General features: G+C 37.4%; 13 protein-coding genes. 7 read left to right on the top strand and 6 right to left on the bottom strand.

All coding sequences use genetic code 11. The features are described from left to right. Nucleotides 1-108: 108 nt before the first annotated feature. Both FFR48_RS13125 and FFR48_RS13120 read right to left on the bottom strand, forming a co-directional pair. Nucleotides 109-1,347, bottom strand: a complete 1,239-nt coding sequence (locus FFR48_RS13125; protein ID WP_137667663.1) for a ParM/StbA family protein — start codon at nt 1,345-1,347, stop codon at nt 109-111. A 99-nt stretch (nt 1,348-1,446) separates the two neighbouring features. Next, a complete protein-coding gene (locus FFR48_RS13120; RefSeq protein WP_096573065.1) occupies nt 1,447-1,971 on the bottom strand; it encodes a hypothetical protein in 525 nt (174 codons plus the stop codon). A 711-nt stretch (nt 1,972-2,682) separates the two neighbouring features. Here FFR48_RS13120 and FFR48_RS13115 point away from each other — a divergent pair. Continuing rightward, nucleotides 2,683-3,087: a plasmid mobilization protein gene (locus FFR48_RS13115; RefSeq protein ID WP_096573067.1), complete on the top strand. Its 405-nt coding sequence runs from the start codon at nt 2,683-2,685 to the stop codon at nt 3,085-3,087. A gap of 202 nt (nt 3,088-3,289) precedes the next feature. On the opposite strand, the gene tnpA is transcribed toward FFR48_RS13115, so the two are convergent. Then, nucleotides 3,290-3,691: an IS200/IS605 family transposase gene (gene tnpA / locus FFR48_RS13110; RefSeq protein WP_096573069.1), complete on the bottom strand. Its 402-nt coding sequence runs from the start codon at nt 3,689-3,691 to the stop codon at nt 3,290-3,292. 79 nt (nt 3,692-3,770) lie between these two features. Between tnpA and FFR48_RS13105 the strand changes: the two genes are divergently transcribed. Both FFR48_RS13105 and FFR48_RS13100 read left to right on the top strand, forming a co-directional pair. Then, nucleotides 3,771-5,066, top strand: a complete 1,296-nt coding sequence (locus tag FFR48_RS13105; RefSeq protein ID WP_137667662.1) for an RNA-guided endonuclease InsQ/TnpB family protein — start codon at nt 3,771-3,773, stop codon at nt 5,064-5,066. Between the two features lie 133 nt (nt 5,067-5,199). Continuing rightward, complete coding sequence (locus FFR48_RS13100) at nt 5,200-6,924, top strand: relaxase/mobilization nuclease domain-containing protein (protein WP_443096395.1); 1,725 nt, start codon at nt 5,200-5,202, stop codon at nt 6,922-6,924. Nucleotides 6,925-6,997: 73 nt separating this feature from the next. Here FFR48_RS13100 and FFR48_RS13095 read toward each other — a convergent pair whose 3' ends face one another. Continuing rightward, nucleotides 6,998-7,228, bottom strand: a complete 231-nt coding sequence (locus FFR48_RS13095; protein ID WP_137667661.1) for a hypothetical protein — start codon at nt 7,226-7,228, stop codon at nt 6,998-7,000. Beyond that, nucleotides 7,206-7,736: a hypothetical protein gene (locus FFR48_RS13090; protein WP_096573072.1), complete on the bottom strand. Its 531-nt coding sequence runs from the start codon at nt 7,734-7,736 to the stop codon at nt 7,206-7,208. Before FFR48_RS13090 ends, FFR48_RS13095 begins: the two co-directional genes overlap by 23 nt. Nucleotides 7,737-7,787: 51 nt before the next feature. Between FFR48_RS13090 and FFR48_RS13085 the strand changes: the two genes are divergently transcribed. The 3 genes from FFR48_RS13085 to FFR48_RS13075 all read left to right on the top strand — a co-directional run bounded on the left by FFR48_RS13085 (nt 7,788) and on the right by FFR48_RS13075 (nt 15,774). Continuing rightward, nucleotides 7,788-14,300 (top strand): hypothetical protein, encoded by a 6,513-nt coding sequence (locus tag FFR48_RS13085; RefSeq protein WP_096573073.1) that lies wholly within the window; start codon nt 7,788-7,790, stop codon nt 14,298-14,300. 315 nt (nt 14,301-14,615) lie between these two features. Next, nucleotides 14,616-15,398 (top strand): hypothetical protein, encoded by a 783-nt coding sequence (locus FFR48_RS13080; protein WP_096573074.1) that lies wholly within the window; start codon nt 14,616-14,618, stop codon nt 15,396-15,398. 115 nt (nt 15,399-15,513) lie between these two features. Then, nucleotides 15,514-15,774 (top strand): hypothetical protein, encoded by a 261-nt coding sequence (locus FFR48_RS13075; RefSeq protein WP_096573075.1) that lies wholly within the window; start codon nt 15,514-15,516, stop codon nt 15,772-15,774. A gap of 14 nt (nt 15,775-15,788) precedes the next feature. Here FFR48_RS13075 and FFR48_RS13070 read toward each other — a convergent pair whose 3' ends face one another. Further along, nucleotides 15,789-16,559: an Rpn family recombination-promoting nuclease/putative transposase gene (locus FFR48_RS13070; RefSeq protein ID WP_096573076.1), complete on the bottom strand. Its 771-nt coding sequence runs from the start codon at nt 16,557-16,559 to the stop codon at nt 15,789-15,791. Between the two features lie 643 nt (nt 16,560-17,202). Between FFR48_RS13070 and FFR48_RS13065 the strand changes: the two genes are divergently transcribed. Further along, nucleotides 17,203-21,387, top strand: coding sequence for a hypothetical protein (locus FFR48_RS13065; RefSeq protein ID WP_236104066.1), 4,185 nt, complete (start codon nt 17,203-17,205; stop codon nt 21,385-21,387). Nucleotides 21,388-21,490: the final 103 nt, after the last annotated feature.

The raw sequence follows: 21,490 nt of genomic DNA, 5'->3' as shown, positions 1-21,490 counted from the left end.
CTCTTTTAGGTGTTTTAACAGCTTTTCTCTCTGTTCTTGAGACAGATGGTTTTTTGCTGGCATAATTCAGAAGCGATCGCTTAGTTACTTAATTCCCTATTATACAATCTAGCTGCACAACAGCTTATCTGGCATTTCCAAAAATCCCTTTGGCTTTGGTGAAGGCAGATTAACAACCTTGTTCCCTGAAACAGTAGAACCAGAATTATTAGTTGGAGTATTACTATTTTTAGTAGTTAAATTCGCACTACCAAACAATACTTGATACAAAGCCCATACATCTGCTAATCGCACACCCATCCCTACTTTATCGAGTGCTGGAGGAATTTCTACACCACCATTCCAAATCAATTTCACATTACTGTAATATGCCTCTAATTCTGATCTAAGATACTCCGCAGTACCACCACATAAAATTAATTCATCAATATCACGGGGTATTTCTTGCAATAACCAGCGTACTAATGCTCGAAAATATTCATCCCGACTAATTTGGAGGGCAAAAGACATATCTTGGCCTTCTGCTAAAACCTCAACTTCACTTTTACGTCGTGATAAAGTAGCTAAAACTTCTGGTTTACATTCAGATCCTGCTGCTACTACTGTCGCTATAAGATAAGGATCATCTTTTGACAAACCACTACAACGTCTAACAAAATCATCCAACATCCATGACATCCCAAAGGCATTTGATACCCCTGGAGTTACTGCACCTTTATTAGATATTTGTACAGAAGCATTGCGATATCCCAACATTGCTACCGCAAGGTTGCAATTTTTAATGTTTTTCCCCAAAATATTGCGACGATGTAGATAAATACCAACTCCTTCGGGAACAACATTCAAGTCTACCAACTTGACTCTGATTTCACCAGTAGGTGTATTAAAACGTTTTAAAACCTGTTTTAATTTAGTTTCAAGTCGCTCCTTATCTTGATACTCTGAAGGTGGTAGTAAAACAGCGAGTGAAACCGTGAATTTATTCATCAGTTTTAATTTCTGACTCACAACCCACAAAACACCACAAATTTTTGGTACTGCATTTTCTTCTTTTAACTGCTTGAGTAAGGAATTACCACCATATTTGTTTCTCGCAAGGAAACCAACAGCATAATATTCTTCACCAATACCCACCCAGCAGGTGTTCTCTGGATCTGTTTCTCCAGATTTTGTTTTTTCATAGTTCTCTACTGAAACAACAGATACATCTGCTATTTCTGGTTCCATACAAAGCAACATAGGAAAGTCATTTTTATTAAATACACTTGCAATTGCTTTGGTTTGAGAACCACCTAAATCTATAGCCAGTGTCAAATCTGGAATTACACTATTTGTGGTTTTAGTCATGTTATTACTCCTTTTTCCATCAATGAACCGAAATATATTCTTTGTGATTTAATTTCGTTAATTATGATCCTAAAATTAGGTTTTACTTATTTATGGTGTTTATCCAAATAATGAACGGATATCCTGTCTAATAGCCGTTTGTTCATCTGTTAATTCCATCTGTACTTCTACATCTTCATCCCAAATATCATCTTGTTGGTTAGTTTCTGGAGATTGAGTGACTGTCGTTTTATTAGGAATTCTTTGTTCTATTGGGCTTTGATAACTAGCATAATTCTGTTTTATTACAGAATCGTTTGTAGTCAAAGTGGTACTAAAATTGTCCATCCCTTGAAGAATTATTTTAGCTAAGGATAAATTTAAATTTAACTTAATTTGAATATAATCCCAATGCTTTAAACAATCGATCAATGATGATAAAGTTACTTCCTTTAATAAATCATCATCTACTCCATCTACATTGATATAGGCTAATGGCATAAAACATATTCGTACTGCTTGCCATACTAATTCATCAATATTTTTATAGGAATGGTTGAGCAAATAATTCAACAAAATTCCATCTGAAGTATTTTCTCGAAATTGAAATCTCAGTCTCTTGTCTAAAATTTTTTGCCTTGTCATATATTGCCTCTATTTATTGATAAAGGATTAATATCTACATAACTATTAGTACAAACAACAAAAGTTTTGTTGCTGGCTGGAACACAAATTTATAAAGGATAATAACTATATTGCAATAACTAGCAATGAATTGAAAAGCAACAAATGATATAAGCAAGATATAATTTTTGATATATTTTTGTTTTAGTGAAACCTCATCTAAGTATTATGCTAAAAATATGTTTGAACAGAGAAAAATTCATAAAGGCAAATTCTTAAACCCGATTCATCAATTTTGTATTACAAAAGTAGTAAAATGTATGACGATAATCGCCAAATTACTCAATTTTTTAGATATGGGCAAGTGTAGGCAAAAGTGGGCAAGTGTAGGCAAGTGTAGGCAATTTACAGATAAAATCTTAGTACAAATAAACTAAAAGCAGATTTTTGGATCAAAAATTGTAGGCAAGTGTAGGCAAAAGTGGGCAAGTGTAGGCAAGTGTAGGCAATTCTGTTTTTTATGCTGACTTTATCAGTACAGGACTGAATTGACTGCTGGACAAGAGTTTTGACAACTACCATCAAAGTATCAGATGCTACTATTTATTTAACAGTGTAAATTCCCGGTGAAACGCAAGCCATGTTTTGTTTATACGCTCTAGGAGCATATGACATTTAAAAAATAGCCTAACTACAACATTTTTCTTCTGAAACAGTTTTTTGGAGAAAGCCATGAAGTCCAACAAAACTAAGGTAACTAATGGAGTTGCTAAAAAAATTGTATTTCCTATTCGTTTTGCTGCTGATGAGTACGAGCAACTTAAACAAAAAGCAAAAGAAGGCAGAGTGAGTATCACAGAATTTATTCGACGTGCCGCACTTCGACGGCGTGTTGTGGAATTGCCCCCTCCCCCTGAGTTAAATTGGAAGTTGTACACAGAACTAAATGCTATTGGGGTGAATCTTAACCAAATAGCTACAGCAGCAACTAACGCATCAAAAACAGGACAAGCTGTAAATTTTGATGTTGAGCAGCTGCAAAACTTAGTGAAATCCCTGCGTGCATCCATCAAGGAAACACAAATGCAATTGCTGGAGTGCGGGGTGACAGTTGATGAATCAGAAGAAATTATTTGATGGATCACGAAGGCGATTGCGCTTCGCGTACTGCCGAAGGCGATCGCTGTGCCAGTTGCGATCGCTCTAAAATTCACCACATTTTCCCAAATCACAAGAAAATCGCCGAAAGGCACGGAAGCCACTTGGCTTTAGACAGTGGAGGAAGTGCCAACGGCGAATTTATAGAGCCTCCGGCACGCTATCGCGAACGCCTTGATATTTAACCGTGATGCGGATCTTCGATATACCTTTTGATAACGTCTGCTGAAACTTGTCCAGCAGTAGAATAAAAATAACTATTAGTCCATAAACTAGGAAGTTTAAGTAATTCAGGAAATTCTCGCCTTAACAAGCAAGATGACCGTCCTTTAAAAGCTTTAACCACTTGATTTATAGCAACGTCTGGTTGATGTTCTACAAATAAATGAACATGGTCTGGGGCAACTTCAAGAGCGAGTATGTCCCAGTCTTTTTCTTTGGCTAGTTCGTAAATTATCTGTCGAAGACGTTTGGCTATCTCTCCAGTTAACACCTTTTTTCGTCGTTTGGGTATCCACACAAGATGCACTACTGCATTGCCTTTTGAATGATTTCCTATTCTGTATTCCAGCGTTGTCTTCATGTTGTTTCGTGGCTGCTATTGACAAGTAAATCATATCTCAACTATACTTTTGAAATCAACAAACATTGAAGGTCGAACAATGTACGGATGCCAACAAGTTCTCATTAAGTCCGATAAATCAACAACAGCAATCTTGGAGTACGTCTGCACAGAAGCTAAAAAGCTAATAAATTGTGGCGTTTACTATTCTAGGCAGATGTACTTTAAAACTGGACATATTCCCAGTAGAGCAGATTTGCATAAACAACTAGGAACTTATCAGAAAAACATTCATTATCAGGCATTGTATTCTGATACCTCCCAGCAAATACTAACCAGTGTAGCTGAATCTTTTAAATCGTACATTGGGTTAGTAAAAGCTGCGAAAAAGGGTGAGGTTTCCCAGAAACCAAAATTACCCAATTACCGCAAAAGTGTTATGGCTGTAGCTACTTTTACAGGCAGGTCATTAAAGTTAATTGATGGGATGATTAGGTTTCCTTTGGGAATAAAAGTTAAGGCATGGTTTGACATAGATTGTTTTTATCTACCAATGCCATCCAACCTTGATTTCAAGTCAATCAGAGAAGTACGCATTCTACCTAGAAATAGACAATTTTATGCAGAATTTGTCTATCAGGTAGATGAAGTAAAATCTGATGTTGATAAAAATAATGTTTTGGGGATTGACCACGGTTTGAATAACTGGCTAACCTGTGTTTCTAATCTAGGAACATCATTTATTGTTGATGGACTTCATTTAAAAAGTTTAAACCAGTGGTACAACAAATCAGTAGCTAAACTTAAAAGTGATAAACCGCAGGGCTTTTGGTCTAACAGATTAGCTGCTATTACCGAAAAAAGAAACCGACAAATGCGTGATGCAGTTAACAAAGCTGCAAGAATAGTCATTAACCGCTGCATTGAAAACAAGATTGGTACTATTGTTTTTGGATGGAATAAAGGACAAAAAGATAGTATTGATTTGGGGTCTAAAAACAATCAGAAGTTTGTCCAAATTCCCACAGCAAGATTAAAAGACCGTCTTACTCAATTATGTAAACAATACGGAATAGATTTTATAGAAACAGAAGAATCATATACTTCTCAATCATCGTTTCTTGATTGCGACAACATACCTAAATTCGGTGAATGGTTCGACTTCGCTCACCAACCGAAACCCGAAGGGTGGAAAGCAAGTGGTAAACGAGTTAGTCGTGGAGTGTATAAAACTTCTGATGGATTCAAAATTAATGCGGACTGCAATGGTGCTGCTAATATTTTGAGAAAAGTAGCGGTAATGCTAGGAGTTGATCTTAGCGGAATCAGTAGAGGCTGTTTAAGCCAGCCTAAGAAAGTTCGTTTATGGACTCTTCAGAAATCTCCGTGTCTTTAGACCGGAGAAGCTTAATATCCCAACAAAGTATTCAGCTAACCCCTAAATAACCCGTCGTAGACATTGCTGAGAGGAGTCCCCTTTGATTGGCAAGCAGTTTAAAAATCACAGCTTTCGCTCAACCCTAGAATATGTGCTGGGTAAGGAGAAAGCCACTATGATCGACAGCAATATGGGTGGAACTACACCCATACAACTAACTAGAGAATTTGGTGCAGCCAGAAGATTTCGCCCCAATCTCCAACGTGCTTGCGCTCATGTCATTCTTTCTATTCCTCACCGTGATGTATGCCATAACAAAGGGGAATATCATGAACATTTGGAGGATGAGCAATACACAAAAATTGCCCAGCATTGGCTCAAGGCCATGAAATTCTTGGGAGAGGAATTAAATCAAAGCCAGTACGTTGTTGCTCGTCACCATGACACCAACCACGAACACATTCATATCATTGCTTCGCGTATCCGTATGAATGGCTCAGTTGTACCAGATTCCTGGGATTATCGCCGCAGTGAGGTGATATTACGACAATTGGAGAAAGAGTACGGTTTGGAAGAGGTGTCTTGTAGTAGTGATAGGGTGGCTAAAACAGTAGAGAAAATTGGAATTGAAACAACTATTAGCGATCGCCACGCCCAAACGCAAAAACAGAAACACCACTCTTCCAATCAACCACCTATTACCCAACTGTTAGCTGACATCATTGATGAAGCTACGAAGGACCAACCAAATGTTACCCAATTGATACAGAGACTTCAGCAACAAGGTGTTGTGGTTCATCCTCAGTTTAGTACCGAGGGTTTGTTTAAAGAGGCGATCGCTTTCGAGATGAATGGTGTCAAAGTTGGTGGGTATAAATTAGGGTCAGCATACAGCTTTCCAGGACTTCAGAAAAAACGAGGTGTATCTTATAACCCTGAACGGGACTTACCAGCAATATATTCTTGTCAGGGCAAAAAACAGGTTGAAATGCCAACACCTGCTATAGAAACAACGGTAACAATATTGTCCCCAGAGGAAGAAATACCATTAACCTATAAAACTACGCATAAACAAGAAACTACTTCAGAAATTAGTGCGGTGCAGAAATCTTCACTAGAACTACCGGAGGTAATCAGTTCCCTCACAGCAGACATATCACAATCAGAATTACATCAAGCTATTACTACACCAGAGGCTAAAAATAATACAAATGAGGGTAGTCAAGCACTAATCGAAGTTGAGGAGGCGAATAGTCAAAATGCAGTAACAGAAGCGACAGGAGAACAACCACCTTCCTTACAGAACGCTACGCAAACAGTAATGGCGAAACGCCCACATCTAGCGATCGCGCGGAGCGCACTGCCGGAGGCGATCGCTCAAAATGCAGTAACGGAGATAATAACGGAACGCCAAGTTGTGGCTAAACACCGGCTTTCAGCGATCGCTTCTAGTAAACCTGCAAAAAATACTCTGGACACTAAGAATAGAAGCAAGGTTTCTGTAGACAACCCAGATTCCGGTCAGGAAAGTAATGCAATACCTTCCAACACACCTTTGTTGAGCGCACACCAATCGGTTAATCGCTCACAAAATCACGCTAACAGCATCAGCCCAACTATCAGGTTTTTTTGGCAACAAGCAGGACAACCAGAAACATATTCAGGAAAATACTACGACCTTCAACTAGAGAAAGACATTCTCAAACTAAAACGCAAAAATGGGGAAGAAATTGCAGAAATTTACCTCTATGATGACGCTAAAGGTAAAGATAAAGGGTTGACAGATGAAGATTTGATGATATTGGAAAGACTGAAAATGCTACTGTTAACCCACAACCGACAAGAAGAACAAGAAAATAACAGAGAATTGGAGTAAAGACAGTTATATCAAAAATGGTTTTGATTTATATCAAACGATATAAAGCAACAAACAAAAACTACCTCCAATTCTACTTTTTTTTACTAGCAACATCAGTGAAATAACTTTTAGAATCAAATCTGAGGAAACTATTAGTAGTTATAGCGATCGCCCATGTTAGGACATCAATCAATTGATGATAAAACCCAAATAACAAAAGACTTTTCACACTGTCACCTGTCACCTGTTCCTTGTGACATCCTGTAACAGTGATGTATAAATTACCAAATTGGCAAATTTCAATACCGTGTTTCTGGTTCAAAAGGCAAGGTATCAACATCTTCAAAATTACGCAAATCTATTTCCATCTGCTTCCTCCTTTGTAAATAGGTTTTGTTGTTTGAAATAATTGCTTGCATTTGCTGTTCACCAAAATTTATGCCCTGTTCCGCATATCGAGCCGACAATTCATTGTAATTATCAACTTCAATTTTTTTACGGCTTTCCATTTCTGCTAATGATTCAGCACTGATACCAATACTATGAGCATATTTCACATACTCTGGTTTCAAAGAACCATCAACATTAAATTGCTGCTTTTCTTCTTCTGTAAAGAAATCGTAGGCAGTATAATTTATCCCAGATTCAGGGTCAGTTTCATCTAATTGTTTAAGTTGTTCATATTCAGATTTAAATCCTTGCCCATGTTCAGTAATATAATCATTATCAAATCCATAAGAATGCAATTGCTCAATGTATTTAGATTTTAAAGTACCGTCAGGATTGACTTTCTCTAGATACATATTTAACCAACGCTGTAATCGTGACATATCTAATAACTCCAACAAACAATCTATTGTAAATGATAAACAAATCAAATCATGACATTAGAATTTAAACATTTTGATACTCGATTAAACCAGTGGATTCATACAGATGGTAATGCCAAAAACTCTGATTCAATTTTAACTGAAAAACTAGATAATACACTTTTAGAATTCTTCTTACCAGAGAGAGATTTTTCCTTTGGACAAATGGATGAACACTGCACCGCAGAAGACTTAAAAAACCACCCAAATGGCGATGTGTTACTGTTTTCATCCAAAACTAGGCTACTCTACGGTTCACCAGAATGTTTAGAGATTATTGAAAAACTTTGTCCAGATAGAAAAGACCGTGGTGCTTACGGTTCTATTTTTTTAGGATCATGCAAAAATGCCATCCATGAAAGACTCAATATTTTAGTAGTAGATGACGCTAATGGAGAAAATGGAGGGATTTTACCAAATGATGTGGCATATAAATCTGTAGGTGACTGCTACGGGCAAATTTCAACTGAACTATATGACAAAATAACTAAAAGAAACGAACAAAAAGATAAAAGCTTCCGTGTAATACAACACCGCTTTGGCTGGAGAGAAACTGATGGAGAAGACACTAAATACCGTTTTGGTAAAGGCACACTTCGCCCTCATAAACTAGAAAGATTACCGTGGGTGAAAAATACACCCAAAATTGACCTCATCATCCCCATATCTAGCTTTAAGGGAACGGATAAAGATAACCCATCCACACCAATTAAACCGCAAATCAAACCAGGTTTATATAATCAAACTATTTGGTTGGGTGAAAAATCACAGTCTCAAAAAGGTAAAACTGCCATTTCTCAACTACTAGCTTCTTTCCCTCAAGGTATAAAAGACTTTGCGGAAGAATTAGAAAAGCAAGCACAAGAACTTGCAGAAATTCAGAAAGACCCTAGAAAAGTCGCACAGCTATATTGCGAAAAATACGAAAAACGTAAAGCATTTATTGGACAACAAAAACCAGAACAATTAGAGAATGAAACGCCAGATAAACCAGTAGAATTATATAACGATAATCCTAATTCAGATGATTTACAAGAAGATAGTGAATCTCAACAAGATGATTTGTTGATGTACAAAATTATCAAAGCAGATTTACTTGGTCATGCTCAACTTTTAGAAACTGAGAAAGTTAAACAAGAACTTACGCGATTTGTACAAAATGAATGGCGAGATATTGCCCTTGGTCGTGTTCTTACCTTTGACCGGGGAATGATTATTCCCTCCAAAGAACTTAAAAATGGTGAAATTTGTGTCCCTTGGATGATAGAAGGTGAAAAAATCCTGAATTTTCGCTCACCTTTTTTAAATGCCAATGGTTTGTGTGTTTCTATCAACAAACAGGTTGAAGATTACCTGGGACCAGATGGCAACCCACTAGAAGGAATTATCGTGGTCAACGATGAAGACCACAAACGCATCCAAGCTAGAATTGAAGCCCTAAAAGCACAAGGTATTGAAACTGAAGAATTAGACCCAATAGAAACAGAATCAGAACGTCAAGGTCGAGATTTTGATGGTGACTGTATTGGTGTAGAGTTAGCAAATAAATATCCTAATTTTACTGCCGAAGCCGAATATAAAAACTTGCCTGAAAATGCTTATGATCCCACAGTTAAACTGAAAAAGCAATCTTTTTACAGAGAAGATGGTACACAACCTGAATTTGAAGAAATCGCTATTCACATGAGTGATGGTATCAGTGTTGGTATTATCAATAATCATGTGACAGCATTGGAAGCTTTAGAATCAGAAATAGAAATTTTAATCAACTATGGTAATTACCAACAACAAACCGAATATTTAAACCAAGTTGCTAATCATTATAAAAAATTATTCCATTTAGAAAGTGATAAAACTAATTCTCAAAAAATTAGGCAAGAGTACAGAGAACAGATGCAAGAGTTTCTTAAACTAGCATCCGTTCAAGATAAAAGTCCTGAAGTAATAGAACAGGCAATGTTAGTTAACCAGAATATGTACCGACAAATGATTGAGGAAGCTTGTTTCCAAAATCAAATTGCGGTGGATTTATTCAAAAGTGCCAAAAAGCCTGATATGGAGGTAATAGCTGAAAACAAACGCTATCTTTATCGAGATGTTAATTATATTAAAGATAAAAAATCTTCATCTGCTTACTTGAATGAAGGTATTAATACTACTGGATATTCACCAGTGGAGTTACTAATTAACCAAGTTAATAAATACTTTGAATCATCTCCTTTAGAATCACGTCCTATTATCCAATTTCAAGATTTATTTAAAGGTGTAGAATTTACTCCTCAGCAAAAATTTCAAGCTATTTTAAATAAGCAAGAATTTGATGAAAAATTTAATGCTGCTACCAGATTAAATAAACGTCGAGAAACTGAACAAGGTTCTTATGCTGTTGTTAAAACAAGCAGTGGTACAGAAATCACCATTACTAATCTCACTCGCTACGAACATCCGGGAATTTGGAAAGGTTCAACACTCAACATCCGTTTAGAAGAAATACCAGAAAAATATCGGTCTTCGCAACGTCCCCATAATTTATTAGCAATAGCACAAATTGATGGAGAAACAGAAAATGGAGAAGCTAAATATGAGAAGTTGGGAACAGTTAGTCAACAATCTGTAATTGACTATAATTTAAAACCGGGAATGACTACTCAGGGAGCGACATTAGTTGAACTTAAACCTGAATTGAGAGAAAGTCAAATCAAGTTACTGTTTCAAGAAGCTTATGCTGTTGCTGAAAATTTCTATAATTTATTTCCTGAAGACCAAAAATTAGCAGTTGCAGCTGCAACGTGGAGTATATCAGCTTCCCGACAAGATGAATTAGAACAAGGTGATAATTCTAGTTTCAATTCTCGAAAGAAGGTTTCTAATTTTGTATTTGCAACTTTTGGTAAAGAAATAGTTGGTCAATTAGATGAGTTACAATTTTCACAACTCAAGGTTTTAGGAATTGGTAAGGAAGGAGATAATTTTATTGGCAAAGAATGGAATCCACAAGAAAAATATGAGATAGAAATACGCGCTAGTCGCTATTCTCCAGGACATGAAAGACATAATTCTAGATTGGTTTTTGTCAAAGATAATGATGGAGAATACAAAGAATTTGCTGTTTTGGAACAAAGAACAGGCCAGTTACCAATTGGTACTCAAGCACAAGCATATATTAAACCAGGTGAAGCTTATACAGCTACAGCAACTATTAATTTACCATCACAATCACCAATCAACATTACTATCAGAGAAATTAGTAAATTTTCTCACGCAGGTAAGACTTTCAATGGTGAAGCAGTTACACTCACTATTGGTAATTTACCCATTCCTGTTAACACAGCTAAAATTAAATTGGATGGTCAAACATTAGGAGAACTGGATGCTGATTCAATTCAAGAATTAAGAAAGATAAATTATTTATCTAATGGTAATCCGCTACAACTTAAATTAAAATCTATTGGTGATAGTCAAAATGAAGGTGGTTTTATTATTGCTGAATCACCTCATGGGAATTTATTAAAAATTAATAAGATTAATGTTTATGATTTCAAAGGTCAAGTTTTTACTGGAGAAGAATATAAAAGCGTTAGTTTAGAAGTACCAACCAGTAAAAATAGAGATGCTGTTTTTCTTGATGGAGAGTTATTAGGAGTTCTGCACTATAAAAAAGATAAGGAAGCACTACAAAGTTTAGGATTACTTAAACACGGTCAACAAGGTTCTGTTAATTGTTCTTTACAAAGCAATTTTTCTCACACTTTTATTAATATTGAACCCAGTACAGTACAATATCCAGAAATTTGGACAAAGGAAGCTCAAGCTTTTCAGGATAACTCTCAATTAAATACAGTAACGAAACAAGAGATAATGGTGGAAAATAGTGGTTTGTTACTGGAGAAAATCAAAAAGCGTCCCACAATCTTATTTTCCGCTAAGGAAGATCAGGTACTTGGTTTAATAGGGATGACGGTAGATAACCATAAAACAGAATTAGTACAAAATTGGTTGCAAGCTAAAAATATTGAATTTAATATTTTACCTGGACAAGATGTACCGCTAGAGACTAAAAAAGGTATGTCTGTATTTTACTTGGTTAGCAATACAATTATAAATGATGATTTAGATGCTTTGAAAGCAAAGTTTGGAGAAATATTAAGTGCTGATGGGACAGATAGTGCTTACAGTCAACGTCTTAATTCTCTTCCTAATAGACCATATATAATAGGTGAACAAATAGATAAACTTCAGGAATCAATTACAACAACAATTCCTGTTACAGTTACACCCAAAGAAACAATTTTAATTTCTGAAAATCAGCAACAGATATCCGCAGTAGCTGAGGTATTAACTGTTAATGACACCATCGTATCCAAACCCGAAGAAAAAGATGTTGTGATTTCGGGTAAACCTGTGCAAATGGTGTTTCCGTTGAAAATGCACGGTGAACCCAATCCTTTACCCATCAGCACTACTATTGAAGCTATGCGCGGATATGGTAGATGTCATACAACCAGAACTTATGAACCGTATAAAGCTTATGGGTTTAAAGAGGGGGATATAGCGATCGCTTCCGGTAGGTCTAATAGTGCGATCGCTATATCTAATTCCCAACAAGTTGCCTTTCGCGTCGGTAAACAATACCGCATCACCCCAGAAATGATTGCAGATTCAGCATATCAGCAACAATGGGCAGCAATGGAAAAACACAGCAGTCGAGAATTGGCCAGTTTTAGGGATAAACCTGAAGTGTGGGGACTGCATACAGAACCACTGGGAGATTATGTCAACGGTAAAATCGTACCTTTTCCCAGCGCAAAACTTGAGAAGTCGTTAATTACACCCGCTATACCACCTTTATCTACAGCTAAACCCCCAGCAACTGTTATTACTTCTCCAGTAAATATCGGTTCGAGAAGTTCTGACCCTCTAGGTGCGGCTATGACTAATCCTACTGTTAAAGCTAAGGAATTAGGCAAAATCCAACGGGATTACCCTGTGTCTTTCCGTGATAACGCCGCAGTAACCGCCGGTAAATATGGACCAGAAACTTATACCCAAGATAAACCTGCTGGAGTTCCTTTTGTCTCTGCTGAACAAGCTTATCAACACTACAAAACTACAGTACCTTTGGGAGAACCACGAATACAGTTAATGGCAGAAATCATTCAAGCTAAGTTAGAACAACACCCCAAGTTGTTTGCAGCTATCACCCAAAGGGGAGGAATGGAATGGTTGGAAAACTGTACTCACTATGTCACTTCTGCCAGAGATAACTACTGGGAAGGCAAGGGTAAAGAATCTCCATTTATTCGCGCTTTGATAGAGGGATATTCCAGGGTGTTGGAAAATTCTCAGACTATTACTCAAGCATCGCCAGAATTGCCATCCAAGGAAGATGTAAAAACAGTTACTACACCGCAACCTAGAGATTCTGTCCAAGAAATTATTAGTTCCCCCAAAAGTTCAAACCCACTTACTAATCTCCAACCCCTAAATGCTTCTGTAGCAACGCATATGCAAAAAGATGTGGCAATGGCTGAAGTAGCTACTCAATTTATTGGTATATCTGCTGCACCACCTGACACAGCTTCTAGCACCCGTAATTATCAACAAGCTTGGGGGAAAAAGGCAAATACAGGTGTGTACTCAGCCAATGACACAATTATGGTTTCAGGTTCTGGGCCTTGGAGGGGTGTTACTCAACAACAAATTTTGGACACCTTCAATAAACATTATGTACCACTGATTGATCAGGCGATCGCCTCCAAAAGTTCCTTTGTAGTGGGTAATTCTGCTGGTACTGACCAACTGGTAAAACAATATTTAGAAACACAGGGGTATAAGTTGGAAGCTGTAAATGATGGGTACACACGCGCAGTCAAGCTAGAACAAGATACTACGCTTACTAACCAACAACCACAATCTGTTACACAAACAGCTTCAGCAGTATCTTCCCCAGTACCTACACAACCATTATCTGTAGAGTCATCTAACAAAATAAATTCGCCCAACTCTACACCTATTTCCTCATCAAACATTGTTCAAAAAGAGGCTGCTGATACCAGTCTTCACCATGAAGAAACAACTATAGAACAATTAAGAACTTGGTATTTAACTGCACAAAAATTAGGTAAGTCAGCAGAATATATTCAGCGAATTGCCGAAGTTGGTAATGAGTTTAAATCAGGTAGAGGATTAACAGATAAAGCACGTTTAGCAATGAATAATGATTTTCAAGAATTACATTCTATTAATCGCATCACACAAATCGCTCAACGAATAGGAGATGTATTTGGCAGTCGGCAAGAAAACGGGGAAATTATAGTACAAGGTAAAGAATACTTAATTACCATCAATAATTCCCAAAAGGATTTAAGGATTAATAAAAAAGATGGAACTGTTTTACTAGATATTCAATTAGGACAAATCAAAGAGAGTAAAGTATCGGCTGAAGTTATTGATGTATTTGAGGAGATAAATCAAAACATCAATCAATCTTTAGCATCTGTCAAAAATCAGTATCTTCAAGTTTAATATTTTAGGACTTACGCACAGGGTACGAAAAATATGACTTTGAGATTGCTTCGGAGTGGTCGTAATGACGAAAATATGTTAATCTTGCGTAAGTCCTATATTTATCAAATTCAATTTTTTTTATTTGCACAAAACACCAAAGTATGTAAACTAAACTTCAATTTCAGATTGCGTTTTTTACAATACATCTTTAAACTATAGCTGTAGCCAAGGTAATTAAGACATTATCAATTATGGAAACATAAAAATAATAAGGTATTTCACTATTGCCTTCTGCTATAACAACCCACCTAATCAATTCATTAGCATAAATTTATGACAAATAACCCCCTAGCTATACTCACTGAAGAATCAAATAAAATATCACCTGATATTTCACCTACTAAAACTGCTTATATGTTAAGCCAACTTCTTGAATATGTTGGTTACGATGAATCAGAATCTATTCCAGTAACAGAAACAGTGAGTATTGAAGAACAAAACGATGCTATCAAAACATTGGCATCTATTATTGCTAGTCTTAATTATGGAAGAACAGTAGAAGAATCCATTTTAATAGAATTTGAACCAGACGAAATCCAGTTAGAAAATCCAGAGTTTATTCCTGAATCACCAATAACTTTCGTAGATGATTTAACTGTAAATAAAACAACGGAAAAACAAGATAATTTCACTCAAATCAATTATGATTCGATCATAGTTTTAGAAGATGAACAAGAAGAAAACCAAGCAAAAATATATGAGGAAGATATTATGTTGTATGTTATTCCTCTGATAATGGCAAGGTTAATGAACGAAGGAAGTTTATTAGAAGATAGTGAATATGGAGAAATGAGAGTTTATCAATCGGATGAATTTACTGCTTCACTACAAGTTACACCTACAGAGGAGCAAATTTTAATTTTGAAAAGGAAGCAACATTTATATTTTGAAAACGAAGTTGCTTTAAATGCTACTAAAAAAACAAATTATGCCCAATTTCAAGTTACTACAAATCAATTAACAGAGGCAGAGTTAGAAAAGTTTAAATTGATAGCATTAATGGAATACAATCAAAGTAATGAATTTAATAAAAAAGAACAAGAATTAGGAGATTAATAGAATTTAAGTTTAGACTAAATCGGTGATGTTCAAGAAAAAAAGGGAGTCTGATTGAATACAGTCTCTTTTTGGCAGAAGCTAAGAGAAGAATCACCTAGTTTTACTCGCCAATATGAAACGTACTTTCTTAGAAGAATTTTGTCAAGCTGCCTACAAGTATTTAGGTATAGGTAAAGACACTACCTTTGAATTGACAGATGCGATATTGCTATGCAATTTTAAACCACTCACTAAGTCCCCTCAAGGAATTACCACTAACACCACCATAAGAAGCGATTGCGCGGAGCGCAGTGCCAAAGGCAATCGCTTTATCATCAAAGATAAACATCTTTTCTTGTCAGTGTACTGCAACCGATTTGTTAGGCTGCTATAACCATACAGTTAGGACTAATTCTGTGGAGACTCATTCAGTTGTTGTTGAATTTGTTGGACTTCTTTGAGCGATAAGCCTGTTACACGGGCAACCATCTCAATCGCTAAACCTTCTCTTAGTAAATTATTGGCAATTTCTCTCTGTTTTTTTGCCCCTGCTTCTTCCTGAATCGAACGGTAAATCACAGATTCTTGCATGATGTCTCTCCGCACTAAACTATAAATTACGTCTTGCTCTAATCTTAACCCAGCCAGAATTGCTGAGGCTGCTATCAGATTCGCCTGTATCGCTGGATCTTCAATCTGATCGGCAATTTTAGTTGCCTGGCGTAAGGTCTCTGCTGGATTGGCAGTCTGTCCCAGTGTAGCAAAGGGCAATAGTCCAGGATATTGCAAAAATAGTGAAGCAGGTTGCTCCCACAAACGAATGACATCAAATTCATGGTGTGTGCGTTCCATTGTGAAACTGGTTTGATAAACTAACTCTGAGGTAGTCTGCTTCAGATAAATCACAACTTGCCGCATCGGTTTAGTTGGATCTTTGCGGTACATTCGCACGCGGTAATCCAAAACACGGAATGGAATATTGTTTTTGGGAAGTGTTTGGAACTCGATATGCAAAACAGATTCGTCTGATTCCAGTAAAATTAGGGCATCGGCGCGAATCGGATCGAGGGAGAGTTCAGAGGGTTTGAGTTCTGTCATTGTGACAGACTTCCCTAACAGCCAACTGGCGAAGTCGGCGGAGAAGTGTTCGGCAAGGTATCGGCAGGTATCGTCATACATGGGAGAGATTGTACAACCGATTATACCGATTTGATGTTGAGCAAATATAACGTTTGATGAAGTGTGATAGGGCGATCGCTCTTGAGGAAGAATAAGGGCGATCGCCACACCCCCCACCTGCGATAAATATCCAGCTTACTGACAACAACAAAGCTCACAACCATTGATATTACGTTCACAAATAAAAACTACTCACCCTTATTGACAATAAAAAAGGGGTAATTTTCAACTACTCAATAACTCCCCCTCAAGGAACTATCACGAACAGCACCGTAAAAAGCGATCGCCATATCCCCCACTCGTGATAAACATCCAGCTTATTGAGAATAAAAAATCTCAAAACCATTGATATTATGTTCAAAAATAATAACTACTCACCCTTATTGACAATAAAAAAGGGGCAATTTTCGACTACTCATTATGTCCCCCACCTGTGATAATTAACTCCCCCCCTTGTGATAATTGATTTTTGAGTAAACCCTTACCCCATAAAGCTTTCAGGAAATTACAACTCAAATTTAATAAAACCTGCACATTATATAGATATGGCCGGAAAAAAACTACTCAAAACGGGGTTGTATCCTAGTCAGAACATCTATTTCAGCCCTGCGGGGACTACTCACCTGGTTTTGAGTGCGCTGCCATGAAACGTCAATACACCACCAAACGCAATCCTTGTCCTGTCTGTGGCAACCATCACGGTTGCGCTATTCGCTCAGATAACTTAATTGAGTGCTTGCGGAGTTTCAGCCAATATGATGCCCCTGCTGGTTATCGCTTTATCAAGCTCCTGCGTAACGATATGGGCGGTTTATTTGTCCCAGATGATAAAAGTGGTCAAATCCAGGGTGAGCGTCTGTCTTCGCCTCAAAGTCGGGCTGGTAGCAGAAAGATAAACAAGGGGTTGAGTATTGAGGAACGGAACAGGCAAAACCGATTACTTTTAAACTCCACTGTGAGTAGTTTGGGTACTCAACATATCTCCCACCTGCAAACACAACGACAGTTGACTACTCAGGAAATTAACTGGCTCAAAGACTTAGGTTGGGTGAGAAGCTGGGAACCAGGATTATCTGCCCCGGTGGGGGTAACATCTGCTTTGGCTGGGGTGTCACTTGAAGGTAGACTATTGGGGAGAGAAGGAATTGCGATCGCAGCCCTTGACCCCAATTTTCAAATCACCGGTTTTCAAATTGCTACTCTGCAAACCAAACCCAAATACATCTGGTTGAGTAGTTCCAACCAAGGAGGAAACGGACCACATTTACCAAATGGGGAACTACCTCTGTTTTGCTGGAAACACCCAAACAGTAAAAGGGCAAAAGTAGTAATTCTTTGCGAAGGCGCACTCAAGTCTCTACTCACCGCCGTGTTTTTGTGGCGTTCTGGACAAACTGATATTGCCGTCATTGGTACAGCAGTGGCCGCACGCTATGGTAACAAAACCCTCAAAGATTACTTGAAGCGGTTGCGTCCCCAAAAAATTCGCTTGATGCCTGATGCTGGTGCTATACTCAATCCTCATATTGCCCAAGGTAATGAAGATACTCTGCAACAGTGCCGTAAATGCAGATATCATCTCTCTGTGGGTGACTGGGGACAATTGGAAACTAAAGAGCAATTAGACATTGACGAATTACTGGCCGTAGGTCGGCAAGATGAGATTAAACTAATTAGCACGGCTGCTTACCTGAATCGTCATCATATCCATCAGCAAATCAGAAAACTACTCAAACAAGGTTCATTCCAGTTGGTGCAGGATAAGTTGATCACGCTAAAACCTGCTCCCAACTCTACAGACAATTTAGATTTAATTCAGCAGTATGCAAAAGGCGTTGAATACTGCCGTAAAGGTGGATATCAGGTAATGGTGAGTTGGAATAATGAAGCAATACCTTCCCCCTGTCCCCCGCACACTGCTCCCCTACCTCTTTTGACACCAGAAGAGTTTTTCGCTGGATGTTCAGAACAAGTACAACAGTCTCTGGCTCAGATAGACAGAGAATGGGGAATGCTCTACAAACTAAAGCTCTGGTTTGGGCGCATGGTGGAGCGTTATCGTCCCAAAAATGGTTTTGGTCAACAAAATTCGGGAGTATCGGATAGATACGAACCACAGAGGCACAGAGTACACGGAGAAAGAAAAGACAAGGTTAAGAGGTTTGACGCAGCTTTACAAGGTGATGGTGTTTTCAAAGGTGATTTTTCTGTTTCATCCTTTGGGTTAAATGCTGATCATGATGGTTTTAGCAGAATCACGAATAGGAGAACAGAGTACAGGGAAGATGGAAAAACAGAACTTTCCACAGATCAGGGAGTTACAGAACTTCTGGATCAAGATGAGTGTAATTTTCAGATAAACGAACCGCAAAGAACACAAAGGACACGAAGGAAAGAGAGTTTAAGAGATATTGTTCCCAATTCCTTTACATCACAACCTGATGAAAAACAACTGCTTTCGGAAGATGAGCAAGGTTTATCCTCACCCATTGCACCATGCAATGTCATTGAGTACAAACCTGGAAAGTTCGCTAAATATGGCACTTTACAACAACCACCGAAAATTATCTTCAAAAAAGGTCAGCGTTTGCAAGTTTACGCTGAAGCTATTGCAGCCGGGTGGAAACACATTTTAGATAAAAGTCCCACCGGTACATTTAAAAGCCATGATGCAGGAACAGCTTTACCAACAGCTTTGGGAGTAGAAAAGTTATGGTATTTTACCAGTCATGCTCGCAATGTGAGTACAGAAACCATTGAACGCAATTATGAATATCTGGATGTACGTAATTCAGGTATGGTCTGGGACACTACCCCTAACGGGAAACGCTATTTAAGATGGCCTAAACAGGGAGAAACACCAGATACAAAAGGTAATTGCCATCGTAGTCAGATTTTTAATGTTTTACGTAGTAAGAATTTAGACTCTATTGAAGGTGCAGAAAACCCCATCTGTGCTACTTGTCATTTACTAGAAGCTTGTCGTGGTTGTGCAGGTCCCGGTTTTGGACATCGTTTTTTAAGGAAAGAGACTTTCAAGAGCGATCGCATTCGTTCCCATCCCGACAGCGCACCCCAACCAGAAGATTTCGACTGGTCAACTAGCGGTATTTTCTGGGATGAAGTTATGCAAACAGTACAACCAGTTAATACTATCACTGCCAATTTACGGGACATTGATCAAGTAATGGCAGAGTTAATGACTCATTCTCCTGAAATCAGTCTGCAATTACAACCAATGTGGGCAGTTTTAAGAGAATGTATCACAGGAGATATTCAACAACCTTACTACGGTTGGAATGATGCTGGTGTCCGAGGAATGTTGGGTAAAGCACCAGAAAATTTAGATGAAATCATTACAGAAGTAATGCAGATTTTACAACCAGATTTATTACCGATTTTTAACTCTACCAGTAGGTATGGAGTAGATTTAAGTGATTTACCCAAAAAAGTGCGAAAACAGTTTGGTAATCCTATTTCTGAATTAGTGGATAAAATTCAAACAGAAGTAGTAGTTAACTGGTTTGTACCATTTTTACAAGTTTGGAGTAGAAAAATTCCCGGCGCAATGCGGATTGATAATGGTAAGTTGAGCGTGACAACTCGTAATTCACGTCATAGTGCAATTAGTCAATCAACACTATGGAATGTTTACTTAGATGCTACTACAAAACCTGAGTATATAGCTTGGTGGTTTGATATTGAACCAGAAGCAATTTTAACTGTAGAGCAAGAAATAAGGAAACCTAATAATTTACAAATTATCCAAATTACAGGATTAGGACAAGTTTCAAAAAATCGTTCTTCCTACTGTCAAGAAAGAGTCAGCGCACTCCGACAAGAATTATTGTCTCGTCATAGTGATATCAAATTTATTGACTTTGTGAAATGCTGTGAAAATGAAGATGGTGGTTGGTTTAGAGACAGTCGCGGTTCTAATGATTTCCAAGAAATTACAGCTTTAGCTACTTTTGGGATTCCCTATCAGAATATCGGGCATTTAGAAACCTTATATCTGACTTTAAAACCCACTGATGAGCAAGTTAACTATCATAACTGGGATGATGGAAAACTCAATCATAGGAATAGTAATAAACCATTATCTTACTCAAAAATCAATCAAGATTTACAAAAATTTATTGATTGGGTTACGCAATCGGAAATTATCCAAGCTATTGGCAGATTAAGAGTAAATAATCGTCGGGAATCAGAACTTAATTTTTATTTTTGTGCTGATTACGATTTGAGCTTTTTAGAACATGAAATCAAATATATACAAGCAGCAGAAATGACAATTGAAGCTGGTTCTAAAGATGAGAAATCTTGGTGGAAAATTGAAACAGCAGTTAAAGAACTTTGGTTACAGGGACAAAAGATTACTCAACCAGTTGTAGCAGCAGTTTCTGGTATGAGTCAGGGTTATATTTCCAAATTAGCAACTGAGTTTGGAGGAGGTTGGAAACAATGGTTAAAAATATTCCTTTCTCTATTAAATAGTAATAATAGCAAAAGGAATAATTTGGATGATATAAGCGATGTTGTAAAAGAGGAATTGGAAATGACAGATATAGATTTTAGTCTGCAAAATTTCGAGACGAAATCTCATCAGGAAATAGTTAAAACAGTATTTGCGATAGATAAACATTTAGATGATATTGATTGGCAGTATTTTTTAGATGAAATGCCAATTAAATCGCAGTCTAAGATTATCGCTGCTTTACTTTCAATCTTGCCTAAATGTTGGGTTCAGGAATTAATAACCCAAGTTGCTAGTTATGGGGAAGAGCGATCGCTAAGGCTGTACTTTGTGAAGTCAGTGGGTCAATAAAGTAATAAAATCCCCTCCAGTCAGAAAAAAGGAGGGGAGTATGTTAAAAGAAATAATTGCCATCTATGCTATCACGGATGACTTGTTGAAAGCGATTGGACAT

It is taken from the genome of Sphaerospermopsis reniformis (assembly GCF_005402885.1).
GTDB classification, from domain to species: domain Bacteria; phylum Cyanobacteriota; class Cyanobacteriia; order Cyanobacteriales; family Nostocaceae; genus Sphaerospermopsis; species Sphaerospermopsis kisseleviana.
This window is presented reverse-complemented; position numbering and strand designations above follow the sequence as displayed.